The following is a 20716-nucleotide window of genomic DNA, read 5'->3' as shown; positions in this document are numbered from 1 at the left end:
CCATATCAGAACCCTAATGAAGCAAACGAACCAGCTTCGCGATCTTGACGTTTTTGTCTCTGACACTCCCCACTATCTAAACAAACATCCAGAGCAAAAGGAGGCCCTAAAGTCTGTATTTGCTCACATATCCAACCTTCAAACCAAGGAGCAACAACTGGTGTCTGAGTGGTTAAAGTCTGATTGCTACCATAAGACCTGCATTCTCATCGAAAACAGCCTTCAACGCTCGCGCGTGTACGAACCCAAACACGAAGTTGGAAAGGCGATGGATTTGGCCAATCTTAAAATTACTCAGCACTTTCAAAAGGTAATTAAGGTAAGCAATGGTTTAACGACAGAAAGCAAAGATAGCAAAATTCACGCGTTAAGAATTGAATGCAAAAAGCTGCGCTATTTACTAGATTACTTTTCCCCTTTGTATGATAGCGCTCAGCATAAGGCGAATATCAAACAGCTCAAACACTTACAAGATTGTCTCGGTATATTCAATGACACTTCAGGCCAAATAGCGTTTTTCCGTTTTCAAAAGTCGCAATCTTATCTTGAAAAACCTCAAAGGAAAGCTATCAAAGCCTTACTCAAGGCCGTAAAAGACCAACACTACAACTCAAAGCAAACGATCTTCCTAGACTTGGCCGCATTTAGAAAAAGAATCGAAACAGCCAACGTACTCGCTCTCTACTCCTAGTAAAAATCAATTCATTTTCCTACCTAATGACAACCATTCATGTTCTTTTCATATTTCACGTCTAGAGTTTTACATTAACTAAAACTAAGTAGAAAAACGTGAAGCCATTAAAACGATACCAATACGAACGCTACGCTGTGCTCTGTAATCTCGCTTATCCTAGGGTCTTTAGGCAGACTCGCTATGGTTTTGATCCTAATGGACAGCGCATCATTAAAAACGAGTTTGGCAAAACCATGATCCGTGTTCTGTGGAGTAAAAAGCGCACAGAAGTCGTTGTTGTGATTAAGGGGTCGCACAGCATTAGCGATTGGCTTTTGAACTTTGCCATGTGGACTCGTAGCTGCAAGCGCCTTGGGCTCAACTATCGCATCCATGCCGGTTTCTACCATTTGTTATTCCAAGAAAGCCAACCATCGAGAAATGAAGATCGTCTCGGTTTGAGTGTGATTGAGAGATTAGAAGCCACCATTGTACCTCTGATTCTACAGGGTAAGCGCATCACCATTACTGGGCATTCATCGGGCGGCGCAATTGGCAGCGTTTTTGCCGACTATATCGAACGTAAGTACCCGAAAAGCATTAAACGAGTAGTCACATTTGGGCAGCCAGCAATTGGCGATTGGACATTTAGAAAACGGTATGGGTTAGGCCATAAAACCTATCGTATTTGTTGTGATATCGACATTGTCACCTTTATGCCTCCAGTACCTTTTCTCTACTGGCATGTGGGTAAAATGCTTTGGCTTTATAACGGAAGAATTTATGAGAATACGCCAACATTGATGCGTCTTGGACGCTCTTTGGTGAGTTGGCTGATCCGCCCTTTCTCCTACCATCTAATGAGCAAATACATTCGTAACAAAGACTTCTTTGATGAGCGGTAGTCAATCGCTTCACTTAGTTTGGAAAAAGAAGCAGATACAAAAAGAGCCGGTATTAAACTGGCTCTTTCTTGTTGGTTCAGAATTACAAAGACGCAATTTCTTTATCAAGTTGGTATCTGTTGTCAGTAACGATGCGCTCTAATACTTCAACACGTTGTTTTAGGTCTTCTACTTGCTTGTTAAGACCATCTCGCTCTTCTTGACTCATCTGGTTGCGTTCAGAAATCTCTAACGCTCTTACTTCCTTACGATGATTAAGAATCAGCTTAACGATACCACCACCAAATATTGCACCGAATACAATCGCAACAATCAAAACGTCAGCCATAGATTCCTTTCCTTAATCTGCCTAGTGATAATGCTTTGGTATAAAGTTACGCATATGTTTCATGAATATCAAACAAGACATTGATTAAATGCGAACAATTTTCGAAATTCGTCACATCTGCAAGTCTGAAAGTTGGATTATTTAACGCCAACCCAAACAGAAACCGAACCGCCGTTCACTGGGAACTGTGCCCATCCATTAGCATCCGTCCAAACTTCTTCAGTCCGAATACCTAGCTTGTCGACGTAACGAGTGCTCGGCGAACCTGTGTACATCCATTTTGCTCCACCAGGGCCATCGCTCATGATAACCGCCATTGAGTTAGGATGTTCCGCATCCCCCTCTCTTGTCCAGCCAATCACGTCCCAATGGTCGAGGTAAGAATGCTGTTTACCATGCGCATAATCTTTACGAGCTTTCACCAATTGCTCAATGTACGGCACTTTCACCATATTGATGTCGTGCCCTTTATCACTGTATTGCGCGCCGTAGTAATCAGCATAAAAGACTGACGGATAGCCCTCTTCACGTAACAAGATAAACGCATACGCGAGAGGCTTGAACCACCAATCGACTGGAGATTCTAGCGCTTGAAGAGGCTGCGTATCGTGGTTCTCAACCAGAGTCACTGCTTTCACTGGGTTGTCCTTCATCAAGGTACCATCCATGATACGACGCATGTCGAAGTTACCACCTGAGCGTGAAGCGTTATAGAAGTTCATGTGTAACGGTGCATCAAACAATGACATACTGCCAGACGTCTTGGTGATAAAGTTGTGCAGATTGTTCACGTCGTAGTTCCAGTACTCACCGACAGTAAACAACTCTTTGCCCGTTTTCTGTCGCAAGTAATCGATCCACTCTTGCAGGTATTGATATTTGATGTGTTTGACTGCGTCCATTCGGAAGCCATCCACACCCGTCATGTTTAAGTACCACTCGCCCCAGTCTTTCAGCTCTTGCTTCACTTCTGGGTGGTCCATGTCTAAATCTGCGTACATGAGGTAGTCATAGTTGCCTTTTTCAGAACTGACTTCCCAATCCCATGCTTTGCCATCGCCTTTAAATTTGAAGATCGCTTTTTCTTTACCTGCGTCGTCCCAGTCAACGCCATCAAAGTGATACCACGTCCAATGGAAATCTGAGTATTTGTCGTTACGCCCCGGGAAGCTAAATTCGACCCATGCTTCAATCCATTTGTCGCCGAGCTCAATGTTCCGGTTGTTCCAATCGACTCGCTTGGTGTCGACCCACGATTTACCATCCGCACCGCCACGGTGGTTAAACACCACATCACCATAAATTTGAATGTTGTTTGCGTGCGCCGCTTTGATAGCATCGAGGTATTGGTCTTTAGTACCGTATTTGGTTCGCACCGATCCTTTTTGATCAAACTCCCCCAAGTCATACATATCGTAAACGCCATAACCTACGTCGTTGCTGCCACCAGCACCTTTATAGGCAGGCGGCAGCCATAACGCGGTAAAGCCGTTGTCAGATAGTGCTGGCGCGTTGTTTTCAACTTGCGTCCAGAGTGCACCGTCATTTGGCACATACCAATGGAAATACTGCATCATGGTTCCATTTTGAGCCGCCATTACCGGCGAACTGAGCAGCAAAGTTAAAGGTAAAAGTGTGGGTTTAAGGTTGAATGTTTTCATTATTTTTCTCTCACGTTTTAGAACGAAGTTCGAGCTTAGAGAGCCAACATGACAGGAAGAAAAGATCCAACTAACCGTCTGTTGTACAACAAAAAGTTCGGACTACAATCGTGGAGAAATTATCACCAATCACCCTCTACAATTATTGAGATGTATAACATTTATAAAACCAATAACTAATTGAGTGCAATTATTGAATCCCGATCAAATAATCAGGGAGGAGATAATAAGTAAACAGCAAAAAGAAGGATTAACGCGCGTCGATTCCATTGCGCTAAAACGAAGAAAGCTCGTCATAATGACGAGCTTTCGAAAAGAATGGAGGCGCCTCCCGGAGTCGAACCGAGGTCCACGGATTTGCAATCCGCTGCATAGCCACTCTGCCAAGGCGCCTCAACTGGAGCGACACACGAGGTTCGAACTCGTGACCTCAACCTTGGCAAGGTTGCGCTCTACCAACTGAGCTAGTGTCGCATAATTTGAGATGGTGTCCCGAGCCGGAATTTATGGTCCGACACTCTGCCGGTCAACTCGACGGCGGGATATTAAATTCACCCACTCAATTTTTGGATGGTGCCCCGGGCCGGACTTGAACCGGCACAACGCGAACGTCGAGGGATTTTAAATCCCTTGTGTCTACCAATTCCACCACCAGGGCAACGCAATCAATGCGATGGTGACACCATCAGTTCTAACGACCTTCGCCGTGAGAACGAGGCGTACTTTAACGGATTAAGATTTCAGGTCAACAAAAATTATTATAATTATCAACCGAATGAACATTAATCATTCTTTTTGAGTAAATCATAATCGGCATGCGCAAATACTGTGCTTCTCTGAACGCCCTTTCTTTGCAACAGCAATAGTGATCGAACTGTTAACTTGTGTCCACCAAAAGCACAATTATCATAAAAGACTTACCTGACTGATAAATAACGCTTTTTAACAACTTCCACTCAGTGGTACTCAACACAAGTGAACAACCTGTACACGCCTTAACAGTTATTCTGAGCACCTAATAAATATTATTTAGCAAATTCAATAACATAGAACTTGGTTCATTTCTTGCTCTTCAGAGGGCAACCAACACATTGTCTCATCGGTGAATCCAACAAGATTCACCCAAGAGGTTGTTTGGTCAAGGAATGAGGGCTCGTTTTTTAACTCGCTGATAAGTGTCATTTTTTAAAGGGGACACGAAAGTTTGCTCAGCGTTCATATAGCCCTCTTGTTCAAACTTTCGAATAAAAAGAAGGTCAATGATGGAACGATTAATACACAGCCGATTAAGCAAAGTGATAAGTGTCATCTTTGTTAGCTCGGCGGCATTGTATGGCGTAACGAGTCATTCTCCTGCTCAAGCGGAAGCCTATAACCTCTCACCAACAGAAAAACTCTGTATGGCAGATGCTTATTTGCAAGAGCCGGGAAACTCATTACCAAGAGATGCTTTAAACTGTACCGCTAATGACGTCGAGATCACGCAAGTGATTCCCGTCGATCCGAATGCAGAATGTAACCTTGGAGATACCTTCTCTTTCCAAGCTGACGTTACCGTGCGAACTAACGCCAATGAACGATACGACACCACCTTTTATCTTCCTTTAACTGAGGCTAGCCCTCAGGTCGTTCAAGGTAACTTTAGAAACTGTAGCATGATTCTACCCGTGCCAGGAGGAAGTGGTGAGACTGCTGATGCTCAGTTAGATGGCGATGCTTGTGGTGACATCACTAAAGCTTTAGGTCCGGACGAATACACACTACTTAACGAAACCATTACCATGCTCTGTTCAGATAACGACGGCGACAACCGAGCCGACTTTACCTATTGTGCAGCATGGGATAATCAAGAACGAGATAACTGTACGATCGATGAAGATCCGTACGCTGGTCAGATCCCAAATACCAAATCTAAATGTAACTGTGACACCTTTAATATTGATGTGTTCATCAAACCGTCACCACCAGATATCGTAAAATCTGAAGGTGCGCCTAGCTCTCACCCAGAAGCAGGCGGCGAGTTTACCTTTAATCTAAGTTTCACTAACCCTAACGCTCAAACATCGTTATTCATTAGTGCATTAACCGATGAAATCGACATCAACGGCGATGGCACTTATGACGTTAGCTTCGATCTTTGGGGAGCGACCTCAGGCCCTGCTATGGCTGACGGTGTTTATCTGACATCGACTAACTGTCCAGTCGGTACACCTCTGTATGAAGTGGCTCCGAGCGCAACCTACAGTTGTGAGTTCAAAGTCTTTGTCGTAGATAGTGACCTTCCGGATATACCAAACCCTGAACTCTATAAAGACGTTGTCAAAGTAACATTACAAGACAAGAACGGCGATCCTGTGGTAAACGGCGACACTTGTCCAGTTGGAGTTGGCAACGCGGCACTTGGCGATCGCTGTAGTGTCGAACGACAAGTTCAGATTACGAATGTCCCACCAGCGATTAGCGTTGTTAAGTCAGCGGATAAAAATGAAGTACTGGAGCCTGGAGAAAATGTCACATTTACGTTCGAAGTGACTAACGACTCCGGTACATTTGATTCTCCTATCGAACTCGTGAGCTTAGTCGACACCATCTATGGTGATCTAAGCGCAATTGGGGCTGAGAGTGACTGTCTTGATAACCCTGTAACGATAGCATTTGGTGCAACATACAGCTGTACCCTAAGCGTCTTTGTTGCTGGCGATGCAGGTGATAGTTTCACAAATACAGTGACAGCAACCGCGAGAGACAACGAGAATGACACAGCCAATGCTATGGATTCTCACACCATCATGGTTCTGGATGTTCCTTCTATGATTACGTTAGAAAAAACAGCCAATCCAACATCAGTGTTTGAGACAGGCGATAATCCAACCTTGTTCAGAGATGTTGATTACACCTTCTACTTTACGGTCAAAGACACAATAGATGACGTCTCAACATCCGACACTGTGGTCTTCTCTAGCCTAAATGACAACCGTTTCGGAACACTCACTGACGACTGTATGGTAGACATGAAAAATGGCGGCGCTATCACGCCAACTGGGTTAAACGGGTTTGAGTTAGACCCAGGCGAAACAGCAAGCTGTACCATCACATTACAAGTCCAAGGTAATGCCGGTGATAGCCACGTTAACGTTGCCACTATTAATGGTACTGACGAGGACGGCCTAGGTGTAAGCGCGATGGATGATGCAACAGTAACGTTTGATCCACTTGCTCCAGATACGGATATTGCATTCGCATTGAGTGGTTTGGTTATTATTCAACTTACCAACACGTCTGAAGTAGACAATGTCAAGTTAACTGGTTTGACTCTGCGTGGCGTTGATATTATCGATGGTAATGGCAATGCCAACTTTACCATCTTTAATACTCAAGGCGGCACCCACAGTGGTATGACATATCCACCTTGTAACATCGGACAAGAGCTCGGTTACAGCGGTTCAGGCAACAACGTTTACACCTGTGCGTTTACCGTAGAACTTCGACCTGGTCTGGAAAATACCGATCCTATTACCTTCCAAGCGCAAGGTGTACTAGACGGTATTGTAGCAACGGTTGAAGACGATGATGGTGATGCGTTAACCAACTTCGTATCTATCGAAGTCAACACTGTCGAGTAACCAACACAGAGAACTTCACGTTCTTAACATTAAAGGGGCAGCGTCATTGCCCCTTTTCTCAATCCATACAAGGGGATATCACTATGTTGAAGTATGGAAAAAGCATTTACGTTATGCTGCTGTCGATTGCGCTGGTCATTGGTTGTCAACCAGCCAATGATGAGAAAGTGGAATCCGAATTAGCCGCATTAAGACAAGAAGTAAAAGACTTAAAAGCGCAGGTTGAAAGCATTAACTCAGACATTGAGTTAGCTAAAGAAAATGCAGCCAAAGCGGCCAAACCAAAATTCAGGACTTTACCCGATCAAAAAGATTTTGATGGCAATGGAACCATTCCGTCTATGGGCGCTGACAACGCGACAATCGCGATCATCGAGTTTTCTGACTACCAATGCCCTTACTGCAAACGCTTCACCGACAACACATTCGCAAAGATCAAAGAAAACTATGTCGACTCAGGAAAAGTTAAGTACTTAACAAGAGACTTTCCACTGGGATTCCATCCACAAGCTAAAGGTGCCGCAATTGCTGCCAATTGTAGCTTTAAGCAAGGCGAGTATTGGCCAATGCGACACGCTTTGTTTTCAAATATGCGCAACTTAAATACCGCTTTGTACCAAAAAACCGCAAGTGACTTAAAGCTGGATATCGACAAGTTCTCCGCGTGTCTTGAAGATCCTCAAATGGCAAAAAATGTAGAAAACGACATTGCCCTTGCATCCACTCTTGGTATTCGGGGGACGCCAAGTTTTGTTGTCGGACGTATTGAAGATGGTCAATTAGTCGGCGCACAACTGGTTGTTGGTGCGCAAGATTATCACGTATTTTCCGCGCTGTTTGACGATCTTCTTAAAGTGCCTAACTAGCTGTTTAACTAAGCGCTAATATAAACCAAAAGAGGCAATAACTTTCGCTATTGCCTCCTCTATCGCGCAGCTCAACAAACTCTATTTACTGTTTCCTTTTCCCTTATTACCACCGCCCTCACTCGTGCTGCTTAACTGGATGGAAACCATTGCGGTCGCTGTATTTTGACCATCAGATATGGTGTAGCTAAAGCTATCACTCCCTTTAAACTTCTTCGCCGGTGAATACAATAAGCGCCCAGAACTGTTTAAACTGACTGCTCCCTTAGAGCCTTGAGTAAAGCCAACGACTTGCAGTATGTCTCCTTCAGGATCGCTATCATTTGCAAGCGCATCAATCTCGGTCACCTCTTTTGCCGTCAACACAACTGAGTCGTCGTTAGCGATGGGAGATAAGTTTGCGATCGCTAGGATGCGATATTCGACAACACCATTAGCCACGTCTTCACCGCTTTCCGTTGACAGCGCATGAACTTGAATCGAATACTCACCCTCGGTTGCATTCTCTGCAGAAGTAACCATCAACTCAACACTCACCTTCTGTCCAGACTCAAGCAATAGCTGGCGAGTCGAGCTACTCCACCCACTTGGTACATCCGTAGAGATTGTGTATGACACAGAGTCGCATTCAGGACCATTCTGGCTCGTGAAAGTCGCGGAATACACCAAGGTGTCACCGGCATCCCCCTCTTGAATCAAAGAAGAAAAGGTCAACAATGGAGGGCTTAGCTCACAAGTAGGCGTCACTTCAGCCACTTTGTACACGCTGCTCGCTCGCGCATTATAACTAGCATCTAGCATGTTGGTTGCTATCGCATCAATACTGTAACTTCCTGCTTCGGCCGAAACGTCAGAAGTAACACTCAAACTAATAGATGTCGTTTCACCCGAAGCTAGTGAAGCAACGCTGTTAGTCGTAACCCACCCTTCAGGCACATTGGCATTGATTTGAAAATTTGCTGGCTCACACACTTGGCTATCATTATTGGTAATCGTTGCGGTGTAGTTAGCTATTGCTCCCGGTTCGAACTCCGCCGCTGAGTTTGCAACGAGCGTTAACGTTGGATTAGCCATCTCACACGTCTGAACGCTTGGTTCAATTTGATAAACCGCTGGAATACTGGTGGCCAATGCTAAATCAGTGCTATTTTCCGCCTTCAGCAGAATGTCGTAACTGCCTTCTTGTGCTGAATCACTCGACACTACGCTAATTTCTACCGATTTCGTCTCACCAGAAGACAGTGTCAAAGACTCATGCGTCGATGACCAACCAGATGGCACATTTGCGCTCACATTAAATGACGTTGACGAGCAAGCATTCGTATCGTTGTTCGTCACGTTCAACTTATAAGAGGCTGAAGAACCAGCAACGCCACTCACCACTTGACTGGATGCAAGATCAATTGAAGGGCTTGCTTGCACACACTGTTCATTATCAAAGGTCACATGTACGCTAGCTGCATTGGCATTTGCCCATTCCGTCGTAATGGTAATACCAGCTTGAACATCAGTATATGTTTGGCCGACAAGCAGAGCGGATTCATCAAGATCTCTCAGACCACTATTTGGAATCATATCTAGCATCAAGTTACTTTGTGGGTCATCTTCTGTCGCTAAGTGGAAAATTACCCCATCCGTAATGCCCGATTTGCCTTCAACAAAGCTATCAAACCCAATCGCTTGGCGATACTCAAGGTAATACCACAATGGTTTACCCGTTACTTCATCTGTGCCACGTCTAATTTTCAATCCTTTGGCACCACCAATATGCGGTGTTTCAACAGGTTCAAGTAAATAGCTGCCGTCAACCTCAACAGAAACAACCTTTCCTGAGTCTGTACTAATCCAGCCTAAGAGCTCCTTGCTAAAGGCATTAAAATGACCAGTGATGCCTGACATACCCATGATATCAAGCGCATCACCATATTCTGCCGATGCACATCGATCACCGACAATGTCAGCGCCACAATCGAGATCTATAGCGTGATGTAAGCCAAAGTTGTGTCCAAGTTCATGCCCTACCGTGCGCAGAGTTAAAGAGCCATTCACATAAGCTTTTGAGGGATTGCCGCCAACGGTTCCTTTGCCTGTCCAACCGCATGTCGAGTTTTCAGGAAACACGTAAACAATTCGAGCATAATTGCCAAAGTTAATGCCATTGTCTCGGGCAACATCTTCAGCGGTAGTGTGAATTGTCCAAGTGTCGCACGTAGCATTCATTGGCAAGGTATAGTAACCAGCGACATCGCCCGTTAACCATACTTGGTTATCAGAGTTTTCTTTATAAAAGTCATTAACTTGGCCGAACACAAGCTCTCGCGTTTCTTCGACTGACCACTGTGTCTGCGTGTTATCCAGAAAGTTCAATAGCATCACCAAAGTACGCTGTTCACCAAATGAACTCGCGGTCACTTGTGTCGAATCAGTTCCGGCTGTAGAAATCGTGTTACTACCATCGGCCAAAACCAATAAATTAGATGGCTCCTCGTTCAATGTTAATACATCTAATTTCTTACCCGTTTGCTTGATGCTGAGGCCGTTAGCGCGTACTTTGACGCCATCCTTTAAGCGCTTCGCGTACGCATGAAGGGGAAATTTGATTTCGGTACGTGCGTTACCAGAATTCAAGATATAACGAAGACGACTGGAGTGCGTTTTTTCGTCATCTTCATAAAACACTTCCAAAGCGCCTTCTAACTGCTGCTCTTGCTCAACAAAGCCTTGAAGTTCTGATGGAATAAGCTTGCGCTGCTTGTTGTTAAAAGCGACTTTTGTTGCAAGGTCTGAGTCGAAGTCAGCCAATTGTGCAATAGTTTCCTGTCTCGACTTGAGCAACATTAATGCTTCTGAAAAATAACGTAATTTAGCTTCGCCATCATTATTCTTGTAATTATCAATTGCGACCAATAGGTCTGAGTTCTTCTGCTGTATTTTTCGTTTTAGATTTTTCTTATCAGCAAACAATTTCTCTTTTGATTCATGTACATCATAATGTGTATGGTGGTGATGTAGATGATTATTTTGGTTCGTTACATCATTTATATATGCTGCTAAGATATTTGACGAAAATATAGCAAGGGATATAACAGCAAGTTTTTGAACGAATCTTTTATTTAAATTAACGCCATTAACTGGTAAGTAATTATTAAAATTAAACATAATTATATTTTAGATTTATATCTTATTATGGATAGAAAACAACAACGTCTTGTGACTTATGATTCAAGTCAAAACGGGTTACTAATTTTCTTGCATCTCTACTACAGATGACCGTCCGACCAAGCATGACATTGCTAAAATCAATGAGCAATAAAAGCCTCACCTATTTTTACAGAATGTAAATCAGCTAAGGGTGACGCACATTACTATAACTTCACATGGCGTATCTAAGCACATATAAAGAAATAGAACGTAATAGGTATTAAATTTAAAGCGTAAGTAACCCAAGGTTATGTTGAGTTATATTTAACTTTAACCTTAACTTTAATTTTGGAGGACGCTGTAAGTAACCAATGCAACGATGTGGATATAAAATCCTTATAATTATTAACTCAATTTCATAATTATTACTTCCTTTAAATATTTAGCGAAGGAAATATTACCAAACAGAACGATTAAAAACCAAACAATTCATAATTAAAACTGATAGTTTTTAAAATGCATTTTTAAATCATAATGATAGTAAGCCACACAATACTGACTTATTAATTTGAAAGGCTGGATTCCATGTGATCTACCTCTAAACAGTCATCTCTGGTGGATTGTAAAGGTACAAATAAAAAGAGCCGCGTATGTCAGCGGCTCTTAGAATCAAAACTCTTACCTTCTAAGCACAGCAGTTACAGTTGCGCTTGTAGCGGTCCATTTTACCTATCCCTGGGTTAAAGGTATTGGTCGGGTCAAGTTGATGGTAGAACTTTTGCAGCGAGTTTTCTGCCTCGTATAGGTGCCCTACGTTGTGTTCTGCTGGGTACTTCGCGCCACGACTGTTTAGGTGTTCCAGCATCAGTTTCTTCATCAGCTTGGTGTCTGTGCCCTTTTTGAAAACATAGTCTTGGTGGAAAACATAACACATAAAGTGACCGTAATAGAGGGACTTAACCAAGTTCTTACTCACTTCTTCAGGTAATGTTTCTAACCATTCCTCATCGTTACGTCGTAACGCAACATCAAGAGCCACAATGTCTTCCACTTCCTTGCGATGAATGGTTTCGTAACGAATGGCTGCGCCTGCTGCTGCAAAACGGTGTAAATACGCTTTCTTGCCCTCTTCAGGTGTACATTCGAAGAAGTCACTATCGTGCTCAGCCGCCCACACCTCTTTTAGGTATTTCTGCGCTTCGGCAATGCCGCCGTCACTCATTTTAAGTACAAGATGGTGCTCGTACTTATCACGGTATTCCAACATGCGCTTAGGAAGATGCTGCGGGAATAACTTGCTCGCATAGTAGAGAATAGTGTCTGGCAGGTATTTGCTGACCAACGGAACACGCTCTAAGAAGTTTTCAACCTTAGCTTTAAGCGAGAACATCTTAGGCAGATTGTCTGTGCCTAATAAATCGATAGAAAGGAACACATCTTTACCGTATTTCTCCGCCATGTTAAAGATATCACGGTGAAGGTACTCTCCCATCTCTGGTAAGTTTTCGAATTGAGTAAGGAAGTCTTTTCTCAGCTTGGTCAGTTTATCTGGATCGTTAGTACCTAGGTAGAACACCTGCTCTTTCTCAGGGATTGGATAGCTATCGACTCGAACAGCGAACACGCCAAGCTTACCCGCACAACCGCTCGCCTCGTACAGACGACGTTCGTCGGCATTAAAGCGCGATGGGATATCAGAAGTCACATCACGAACACGTTCGTCGTATTCTTTATCCGACGCCATACGTTCATCATGAATCACTTTATCTGGGTCGAAGTTACCATCTTGAATGTTCTGTAAGATCTCTTCAGGTGTCGAGCCTAATCCTTCGATACCAAGGTGGTTAACAAGATTGAGCTTACCGTCTTTGTCCACCTGAGCGAATATGGCTAACTCTGTATAAGCAGGGCCACGTTTAACCAAAGCGCCACCAGAGTTGTTTGCAATACCGCCCACGACGGTTGCGCCAAGAGAGGAAGAACCAATCACTGAATGCGGCGCACGATTAACCGCTCGCAGCTCTTTTTCTAACGAATGTAAACTTGCTCCCGGAAGACAAACTGCTTGCTTACCGCCGTCTAACAGATAGATTTGCTTCATCTTGGTAATATTGATCACCACCACATCGCGGTCATAATCACTACCATTTGGCGCAGAGCCTTCGGTCAGGCCCGTCTTGGCTGCTTGCATGATGATGATGCAATTATTGTCCACACATTGTTGGATGACCTTCCACTGCTCTAGCAGAGTCTTAGGAAAAACCACCGCCAACGCCGTGCCGCTGCCTGAGCGAAAACCGCTGCGGTAATACTTGGTTTTGATTTGATCGGTAAGGACATTTTCTTCCCCGACAATGGTGACAAACGCGTCGATGAGCTGCTTCTGTTTCATATCCGTATCTCTAGTTATTATGCCCAGCCAATATAAGTAGTCCGAATCTGAACGTCCATGCCACCAAAGTCCGATAACAACGCCCAGATAAAGTTAACTACATTAATTACCCATATATTCAATTACTTAAAATTCTCAGAACTGTAAAATCAACAAAGAAACTTATCGTTTCCAAAAAGAAACAATAGCAAAGTACATTGTTAACAAATGTGCACGATATCGAAGAAAAAGAAAGTCAAAAGGGTCAACAAGCCCTTATATACCTAACCTTGAAAGAAAATTAAGTCAAAACAAAACCACAACATATGAACACCATAACATTATAGCAGCGTTATATGGCTGTGACATTGTCGGTTAATGAAGAAAGTCGATAGATTGGTGAGTTTAAAATTTAGAGCGAATCCGTTCGATCAAAGGAGAATCACTCCTTTGAGAAAAGTTGAGCCACTAGAATTGATGGCTACGACGTTGAAAGCACTGATACAGATGCTCGATAAAGATCTTAATCTTTTCTGGTTGCTGGCGGGTGTATGGGTACACGGCATAAATACCCAAGCACTTAGCCGTTTCGTCTTTAAACAACTGAATCAGCTTACCTTGCTGCAAGTCTTCATAAACCAGCACCCGAGGCACATAAATGATACCTTGCCCCAGCAAAGCGACGTTACGTAACGCAGATGAGTTATTGGTACATAGATTCCCATCCACCTTAACCTGATACACCTCATCATCACGCTTGAAAGCCCACTCACGAGCCCCTGTCTCTTGATAGGCGTAAACCAAGCAGTTGTGCTTAGTGAGATCGTCCGGCGTTTTGGGTTTGCCATGTTTGGCGACGTACCTAGGCGATGCACACACAATCCAGTTTGCATCGACGAGCTTGCGTGCTATTAGGCTTGAGTCAGGCAAAACCCCGGTACGAATGGCAAGGTCAAAACCTTCGTTGACGATGTCGGCAAACCGATTGTCCAGTTCCATATCAATGTTGATATCTGGATAAGCTTGGTTGAATTCAGAAATAACGGTAGGAAGGATGAGTTCACCAGAGATGGTCGGAACGGTAATCTTGATGTTGCCTGATAGGCTCTTGCCTAAACCAACAATCGACTCCTCGGCGGTTGCGACGGCTTGATAAACACTACGAGCATGTTCGAAGAAGGATTGCCCTGCTTCTGTCAGTTTAAGCGTGCGTGTAGTTCGATAAAGCAGTTGAACACCTATCTCCTGCTCTAATTTGGCAATGCGCTTACTGACGACCGACTTAGTAAGTTCCATTTGTCTTGCAGCGGCGCTGAATGAACCTTGCTCAACCAAATGATAGAAAATAATGTAGTCGTCGGTATTTCTCATGTGTCTTCACTGCTTCCTTGTCGAAGTAGACATTCTAAAGAGATTTCACATAGATTGCCGCAAGAAAGTTCACACTTGACTTCTAAAGGCTTCCTCTACGAGAAAGGCGAGCTATTGAGGCTCGCCTTGTTTCGACTTAATTGAGTAACTTTCCTAGATGGTCTGTTTACTTCGTGAAGTGAATATCACTGATTTCAAACTCTACGCCAGCTTGGGTATTTGCCCATGCGGGGAAGATAGTGAAAGTTTTAACGGTTTGAGCCCAGTACTTGTTATCAAACTTCTCTGCGAAGTTGGCCATTGGCACGGTCACTTTAATATCCGTATTCAGCGTAATATTCTCCCCGGCCAATTCCGTGACAAAACAGTATCCCCATCAGCATTCGCCAGCTTCAACACCAATCCGGTTTGATCGTTGTCAGGCTTTTGCGTCCCCAACGTCGATACGTTCACCGTAAACACCAACGAACCCGCTTCAACAAAGTTTTCTAAGTTCTGTGCATCAAAGTTAAAATGCAACAGGCCTTTGTAAGCCTCTGGACTCGCGTTGTTATAAGTAACCGATGCACCATCAGCAGTTTGTGTTGCCGTCATGTGAGTTTCACCGTCAGGGATAGGTCCCCAACCTTCTGTCGTGTATTGGTCTGAGGTATTTATCTGCGCACCAAAGTCGGTAATGATGTTGTACATGTCCCCCGTCAATGGTGGTAGCGCTTCATCAAGCATGTCTTCACAGCTAACTGCATCCTCAGGTAATCCATCTGGGTTCGGAACATAACGAATCTTACCCAAATCAAACTCCACAGCCTCAGTTGAATACATCAAGAATGACGTGTTCAACATTTGGAAACTCATCCCTGTGTCCTTCAAACACTGGAGCGGTACTTTGACCGTCGTCCAAGTGCTATCTGACGGTTCAGGTAAGACTTTGTTGATGTTTACCTCACCGCGACAAGGATACTCACAGTGTGTCGACAGCACTAAGCTCTCTGGCGCTGTAGTTACCATGCGAATATCAAACTCCAAAGTTGAATCGGCATTCATGTAACTGTTGTAGTCGGAACCCTTTTCATCTGGCGTTTGCATGTAAATTTGCGCGGCTGAATTACCAACGAAGTCGCCAGTTTCTCCAGAGAATTTTACGTTGATTGCTGACTGCTGCATGCCATCGTAGTTAATGCCTTTCGTCGTTACTGAGCCAATTGTGGTGGTGTCTTTGCTGATTTCCACGCCAGCCCAACCATTCGCACTGCCAGACATTCTCGCAACAAACTCGCCTTTTGCGTCTTTACCGAAGATCTCTAACGGGAACTCAGCAATACCGTTGTCTGGCTCGTCCATACCACAACCATAATCACGTTGATCGAGTGGAATGTCGCTTAAATCCTCATACAGCGCTGGGACATCAGTCTGGTTCGCGTAGTTCAAACCATAACCGTACGGGAATAACGGCTTATGTTCGCCTTCAATATCCTGCTCAATCAACTCACCGTTTATGCCATCAATAGGTGTTGTGTAGTTAGGGATATTGAGCGCCTTGCGGTTGATTGTGGTCGAACACTTCTTTGCGCCCCACGAGTAAGAGAGCTTTCCTTTGAAATCCGCGCCATCTTTTGCGAACAGTACATCAGTAATACCTAAACCTTCCGTTCCCGGCAGCCAAGCTGCAACGAATGCATCAGAGTTGTTGATCTCTTCATTGACGTAAAGCGGACGCCCAGAGAAGAATACTGTAACCACTTTGTATCCCTGCTCTTTTAGCGCTTTGATCGTATCAAGATCCGCTTGATAAGAGGCTTTTAGCTTCGAAAATTCAAGTGTTTGTGCTTTGCTGATGTCACCAAACATTTCTGCATAAGGATCTTCACCGATAACCACAAGCGCAATAGCTTCTTCAGGTGTTGTTGCAGAAGCATCAGTAAACACGTTTTCTTCACCGACTTCTTGCTGCATTGCCATAAGCACCGTTTGTGCGTTCGGGAAGTCTTTCTCTATCGTGTTACCATCACCTTGCCAAGTAAGCGACCAACCACCAGTTTGTTTGGTGATGTCGTTGGCAGCCGAACCCGTTACCAAGAATTTCGCATCTGATTTCAAAGGTAGAATTTGGTCTTGGTTCTTCAATAGAACTAACGATTCTGAAACTGCTTGGCGGGCAATGGCAACGTGTTCTGGCGCGCTAAGTACTGATTGGTCACCCGCTAACGAACGCTCAGATGGCTTAGGTTTCTCCCAAAGGTTTGCACGCATTTTGACGCGAAGAATACGGGTTACGGCATCATCAATACGAGACATTGGGATAATGCCTGCGTTTACTTGGTCAATCACATTTTGGTAGAACGCTTGCCAATCGTTACGCGAGGTCACCATAAACACATCATTACCTGCGATTACAGCTTGCGGACAGTTTGCTGCTGTACAGCCGTTGATCTCACCTTGTCCGTTCCAATCTGTGACGACTAAGCCGTCAAAGCCTAATTTGCCCTTCAAGACGTCAGTAATCAGGTATTGTGAGCCGTGGATTTTCTGGTTTTGCATGTAATCGCCACCATCCTCAGCACCGTCGATACCGACCATAGAGTCGTAGTTCGCATCGTTCCACCATGAGTTAAACGAAGACATCACCACTTGTGCGCCTGCATTCAAGCCACCTATGTAGCCCATTGCATGGATGTTACGCAGATACTCTTCTGTGTAACGGTTCTCACCATGGTCAACGCCACCCAACGTACCACCGTCACCGACCCAGTGCTTCACGTTGGAGATTACGTTGGTGTCTCCTTTTAAGCCTTCTTCACCACCTTGAATCCCCTCTACCATGCGCTTCGCGTATTCATACACGATTTCAGGATCTTCCGAGTAACCTTCGTATACACGGCCCCAGCGATAATCACGTGGCGTGGCAACGGTCGGTGCGAATGTCCAATCAAGACCGGTCGCAACAACCTCTCTTGCGGTCGCTTTTCCTATTTCTTCAATCAGATCAGGGTTACGAGCTGCACCCAAACCAATGTTATGAGGGAAAACCGTCGCCATAAAAACGTTGTTGTGGCCATGAACCGCATCGGTTGCCCACATAAAAGGAATTCGGAACCCTCTCTCTGCGTAAGCTTCTTCTAGTGCCAGCCAGAGTTTATCCGCTTCGTCCGCCCAATCTTGCGCGGTTGAGTATTTATCATCATTCGGGAAGCCGCCTCCGCCGTTTAGAATAGAACCTAACTTATAGGTTTTCGCTTCTTCAGGAGTGACTTCGCGAAGGTCAGGCTGAATCATTTGCCCCACCTTTTCTTCCAGCGTCATTAACGCAAGGATGCGTTGGATTTCCGCTTCCATTGCATCGTCTTTCTTGATGGCACTGTCGACATCCGTCCATTCTGCAAAATAAGGAATTGGACTGGTTGAAGTCGTGTCACTGTCTGAGTCATTGCAGCCTGAGATCATCGCCATTGAGACGAGAATACTGACGATTGTTTTCTTTGTTCGTAGCACGTTATTGCTCCTGAAATATCTTGTTATCCAACGGGACCACACGTCAGAAACGTGCTAGTCACGACTAATTTTTCACTACAGGGGTTTTATTTAGACTACTGAAATAAATGATAAATAATTCTGTGTTAATCACAGAAATTAGCCGATCGGATTACCACGTTAGTTCATGAAACAAATAAACAAATTGCTGGTCTTGATAAGGTTCGCAAAGCTCGATGGCAAAAGGCGCGTGGTACTTTTTAATGAGGTGAACGTTATTTCACAGATTCATAGAAATGTGATTTATTTTCAAATCTTGAAAAAACGCACTAGTGATAGCTCTTCCATATTCAACAAATTAAATTGGCATTAAGTTGCATAACTTTGAAGCATATTCACACAAATGACGTCGATTATTTTTTACTGCGTTTTAAGTTGGTTGCCGAGTTAACTTCAAGAGAAATGAGATTGGATGATTGAGCTTACCGAGAGGAATTTGAGGTATAAAAAAAGACGCCATAAAGACGTCTCTTTTTAAGAATTTGGAGGCGCCTCCCGGAGTCGAACCGAGGTCCACGGATTTGCAATCCGCTGCATAGCCACTCTGCCAAGGCGCCAAATTGTTTACGCTTAAAGGCTCTGCCCCGTTGCGTTGGTTGCTACTTTACGGATTCAGGAAATATAGTCAAACAAAAATCCAAAATTTCTGTTTGTTTGCTTTGTTTTAAACCAATCCGATGTTAATTCGACCTAAACCGTCCAGATTTACTTACTTTGGTTAAGACAAATCAAAACAGATAGACAAAAGAAAAGCGGCAATCAGTGCCGCTTTTCTCTCTTAACTCTCGTGGTTAACCGTTGGCAACGCGTTTAAACAAGCGTCCTACTACGTTTGGATGGTAAGACCAAGTGTGGTCAAACATCGACATTAACGCTGGGTTGCCGTACTTCGACAAACTAATGGCATGGAATCGGTTCTTCTTCGCTTTTAACGCATCGACTTTTGCGAGCAACTCATCTTGCTGTTTTGGCGCAATGAAGTCTGAAATCACAACCATGTCGGCGTTTTTGTATTTGTCGCTGTTCATCAAATCGATGGATTTAATCAACGTTGGCTCCAAATCCGTGCCACCATGGAAGCTGTAAGTTAAAAAGTCGGCAGCTTCACGTAAGCCATCCTGACGAGTTAGCTCGTAAGTAATGTGCTCCGTGGAGAAGATGATCACATAACAATCACGTTGCTCCGCCAAAGCGATTTGCATCAGTGCATAAGCCATAGCCTTAGCACATTGCTCTGGGAAGCCACTCATCGAGCCTGACGCATCAACACAAACGATAAACGGTCCTTTTTCAACGTCGACCGCTTTATGATCTGGTTTGTGCGCTTTTACCTTACGCAGTGTGCGAGACTTACCTTGCGTGCGGTAGTTCATCAAGCGTTTATCAACCAAATACTTGTAGAACACCACTTCCAGCTCTGGGTACGCCAAAAACATGGTTTCGTTAGGGAGCAGTTTGTTGAGATCGTCACTTTCATGAATACCGACGATATCGTCTGTTGCCTCGTCACTCTTTTCCTCAACCATTTGCAGCTCTTCTGCTGGCGCGCGATTAAGGTCAGGATCATTCACTTGTCCAGCCATGCGACCAAGCTGTTCTGCGATTTCTTGTAAGCCTTTGTGCTTTTTAAGGAACTCTGCGTGGCGCTTCATCACGATTAGGTCAGTTTTACTTAACTTAGCTGACGCCATATCCCATAAACGCCCTACGCTTTCTTCGTCACCAGACTCCGTCACTTTATCCATGTTACGCATGGTTTCCATACGCTGATAAAGGTCGTTAAGGACTTTTTCTTTGTTCTCTTCAAGCTCAGAGACTTGCGCTTGTTTGATTGCTTCTGCAAGGCTTTGATACCACTGGTCACAGAAGTAATGAGGGAACATTGGGTTATTCACGCCCTTGTTCTTTTCCATCATGCGACGCGCTTGCATGTAAAACGCCGAGTGCCATTCAAGCTTCTTGATCACGTCATCAATGCGTTCAAAGAACTCGTTCTCATCCCAATAGATAACTTCTTGGTAGAGTGCGAGTTCTTGTTGAAAACGTTCTGTCTCACAGACTTTCGTCATGCGCTTTTTCACGTTGCCACGCCATTTGAGCAGATGGTTTTTCACGGAGGATTTCATGCCTCGGTTTTCTGCCATCATCATGACTTGTGAACGCGCCATTAAATCGTTAACCGCACTATCAATGATGCCTGAATCTGCCACCATGAGCGCTAAGTTGAGTCCGTCTGCACCTAACATGTC

12 protein-coding genes and 4 tRNA genes are annotated in these 20716 nt (G+C 44.3%); 4 read left to right on the top strand and 12 right to left on the bottom strand.

All coding sequences use genetic code 11. The features are described 5' to 3' along the window. Positions 1-16 precede the first annotated feature (16 nt). Together KJB05_RS22905 and KJB05_RS22900 are read left to right on the top strand one after the other, a co-directional pair. Complete coding sequence (locus KJB05_RS22905; protein ID WP_244142908.1) at positions 17-691, top strand: CHAD domain-containing protein; 675 nt, start codon at positions 17-19, stop codon at positions 689-691. 98 nt (positions 692-789) lie between these two features. Continuing rightward, positions 790-1578 (top strand): lipase, encoded by a 789-nt coding sequence (locus KJB05_RS22900; RefSeq protein ID WP_038891268.1) that lies wholly within the window; start codon positions 790-792, stop codon positions 1576-1578. 82 nt (positions 1579-1660) lie between these two features. On the opposite strand, the gene KJB05_RS22895 is transcribed toward KJB05_RS22900, so the two are convergent. The 5 genes from KJB05_RS22895 to KJB05_RS22875 all read right to left on the bottom strand — a co-directional run bounded on the left by KJB05_RS22895 (position 1661) and on the right by KJB05_RS22875 (position 4225). After that, the gene (locus tag KJB05_RS22895) at positions 1661-1906 is read right to left on the bottom strand and encodes a hypothetical protein (RefSeq protein ID WP_005427091.1); all 246 of its coding nucleotides are present in this window, start codon (positions 1904-1906) and stop codon (positions 1661-1663) included. Between the two features lie 137 nt (positions 1907-2043). Continuing rightward, positions 2044-3567: an alpha-amylase gene (gene amyS, locus KJB05_RS22890; RefSeq protein WP_208444737.1), complete on the bottom strand. Its 1524-nt coding sequence runs from the start codon at positions 3565-3567 to the stop codon at positions 2044-2046. 319 nt (positions 3568-3886) lie between these two features. Then, a tRNA-Cys gene (locus KJB05_RS22885) sits at positions 3887-3960 on the bottom strand. A gap of 5 nt (positions 3961-3965) precedes the next feature. Continuing rightward, a tRNA-Gly gene (locus KJB05_RS22880) sits at positions 3966-4041 on the bottom strand. A gap of 97 nt (positions 4042-4138) precedes the next feature. Further along, a tRNA-Leu gene (locus KJB05_RS22875) sits at positions 4139-4225 on the bottom strand. A 601-nt stretch (positions 4226-4826) separates the two neighbouring features. Between KJB05_RS22875 and KJB05_RS22870 the strand changes: the two genes are divergently transcribed. Together KJB05_RS22870 and KJB05_RS22865 are read left to right on the top strand one after the other, a co-directional pair. Beyond that, positions 4827-7190, top strand: coding sequence for a DUF11 domain-containing protein (locus KJB05_RS22870; protein ID WP_208444736.1), 2364 nt, complete (start codon positions 4827-4829; stop codon positions 7188-7190). An 83-nt stretch (positions 7191-7273) separates the two neighbouring features. Continuing rightward, positions 7274-8056, top strand: a complete 783-nt coding sequence (locus tag KJB05_RS22865; protein ID WP_208444735.1) for a thioredoxin domain-containing protein — start codon at positions 7274-7276, stop codon at positions 8054-8056. A gap of 81 nt (positions 8057-8137) precedes the next feature. Here KJB05_RS22865 and KJB05_RS22860 read toward each other — a convergent pair whose 3' ends face one another. The 7 genes from KJB05_RS22860 to viaA all read right to left on the bottom strand — a co-directional run bounded on the left by KJB05_RS22860 (position 8138) and on the right by viaA (position 20713). Then, on the bottom strand, positions 8138-10894 hold the full coding sequence (locus tag KJB05_RS22860; RefSeq protein WP_244142907.1) for an NEW3 domain-containing protein: 2757 nt from the start codon (positions 10892-10894) through the stop codon (positions 8138-8140). Positions 10895-11882: 988 nt separating this feature from the next. Continuing rightward, positions 11883-13589: a D-lactate dehydrogenase gene (gene dld / locus KJB05_RS22855; protein WP_199460528.1), complete on the bottom strand. Its 1707-nt coding sequence runs from the start codon at positions 13587-13589 to the stop codon at positions 11883-11885. 447 nt (positions 13590-14036) lie between these two features. Further along, positions 14037-14939, bottom strand: coding sequence for a LysR family transcriptional regulator (locus KJB05_RS22850; RefSeq protein ID WP_039987637.1), 903 nt, complete (start codon positions 14937-14939; stop codon positions 14037-14039). Positions 14940-15105: 166 nt separating this feature from the next. After that, positions 15106-15252, bottom strand: a complete 147-nt coding sequence (locus KJB05_RS22845; RefSeq protein ID WP_208444734.1) for a hypothetical protein — start codon at positions 15250-15252, stop codon at positions 15106-15108. Between the two features lie 14 nt (positions 15253-15266). After that, on the bottom strand, positions 15267-18380 hold the full coding sequence (locus KJB05_RS22840) for a glycoside hydrolase family 3 protein (RefSeq protein ID WP_208444760.1): 3114 nt from the start codon (positions 18378-18380) through the stop codon (positions 15267-15269). Positions 18381-18950: 570 nt separating this feature from the next. Further along, positions 18951-19024 (bottom strand) — tRNA-Cys (locus KJB05_RS22835). Between the two features lie 234 nt (positions 19025-19258). After that, the gene (gene viaA, locus KJB05_RS22830; RefSeq protein WP_208444733.1) at positions 19259-20713 is read right to left on the bottom strand and encodes an ATPase RavA stimulator ViaA; all 1455 of its coding nucleotides are present in this window, start codon (positions 20711-20713) and stop codon (positions 19259-19261) included. Positions 20714-20716: the final 3 nt, after the last annotated feature.

The organism is Vibrio sp. B1ASS3, assembly GCF_905175355.1.
Lineage (GTDB): Bacteria > Pseudomonadota > Gammaproteobacteria > Enterobacterales > Vibrionaceae > Vibrio > Vibrio owensii.
This window is presented reverse-complemented; position numbering and strand designations above follow the sequence as displayed.